The organism is Pseudoalteromonas sp. APC 3691 (genome assembly GCF_030408135.1).
Classification (GTDB): Bacteria; Pseudomonadota; Gammaproteobacteria; order Enterobacterales; family Alteromonadaceae; genus Pseudoalteromonas.
On record NZ_JASDCB010000144.1, the window covers coordinates 1 to 1,338 of the forward strand.

A 1,338-nucleotide genomic window follows, 5' to 3' on the forward strand; every position below is an offset into this window, starting at 1 on the left:
CTAAGGGATCCCCAAAAATAATTATTAAATTTCAATCACATCACTCACATCCATATTTTTCCAATCGAGTTGCACTACCACCTGTACGAAATAGGCTAGCCCTTCCAAGTAATCTCGCCGCCGCAGCTCAATGGACTGTTTTTTGAAGTATCGCAACCCAACAAATGCCCATGACACTACTCGCCTGTTTTTGCTTGAGTTAGCTTGAAAAGCCCCTGTCTTTCCTGCTTTGTCTATCACAGCACCCAGCATCATTGAGAACCAATGAGCCAATGTTGCGAGCAGTAAAAGTATGTCTAATCGATAGAGTTTGTTCGTTCTGTGCAGATCTGAGCCTAAGCCGAACCTAACACTTTTTTGGTCTCGAAACCCTGCCTCTATCTGCATTCTCATTCCATATAGCTTGAGCACCTTTTCGAGAAAGTGGTGTCTTTTTGGAAGAGAAGAAACGAGTAGCCAAGGCTCCTTATAACCGCGTTTTTTATCTCTTTTTAATAACTTATGTCCCTTGCCAACCAACACTGCATGAGTTTGATATTTTGCACTTTTGGTCAGCTCGGTCGCGCCAAGATACTGGCTCTTACGCTGATTGTTCTTGAATAGTGACTGGCATGGAATAAACTCATCGCTGTCCTGCGTTTTCAAATGTGCCGTACCACGAACCCGACTAATATAATGCCAGCCATTGTTCCGCACGGCTTTGAGCCAGGGGACTTTAAAGCCCGCATCCGTCACAATCACGGGGCGGCAATCACTCGGCAAGATCAGTTTGAGCATCTTTAAAAACCGTTTTTGCACTTTTGGGCAATGATATTGAAAGCTGAATGCACTTTCCTGATACAGGGTTAAAGAGCGACCTTCACTGACAATGCTGGCACGCAGAATACAGTATTTGGTTTGTGTATCAGCATGGCTCCAATCGACCAAAATGACGGGATGCTTTTCAGTGACCACAAAACGGGTTAAGCGAACATAAACCGATATCGATTCACGCAAAAGCTCATTGTTACTGAGTAGTCGGTCAATACGTTTAATATCATGTTTTTCAGTTGTTTTTGAATCCAAATTGCGGCCGATAGACGTCAAGGTGCATTGCTGACAGTGCAAAAGAGATTTAACGGCAGCGACTAGAGTATTAAATCTGGCTTTATGAATAGAGTTAGGGGTGACAGCGCGGAGCATATTGTGCAAAATAGTAGACGCATTCATGGTGTTTAGTTCTGTTGTTTTTAAGCGATTCATAAGATCACAAAACACCATGAATGTTCCCTCACTACCCACATTTTTTAATACTGTTAGTTCATTGATATGTAAAGGCTAATTCTGGGGATACTTTAG

Annotated in this window: 1 protein-coding gene; it reads right to left on the minus strand. The window is 42.8% G+C overall.

Annotated features, from left to right (window positions below):
* Nucleotides 1-24 precede the first annotated feature (24 nt).
* Nucleotides 25-1,242 (minus strand): IS4 family transposase, encoded by a 1,218-nt coding sequence (locus QL998_RS20620; RefSeq protein ID WP_290193392.1) that lies wholly within the window; start codon nt 1,240-1,242, stop codon nt 25-27.
* Between the last annotated feature and the right edge of the window lie 96 nt (nt 1,243-1,338).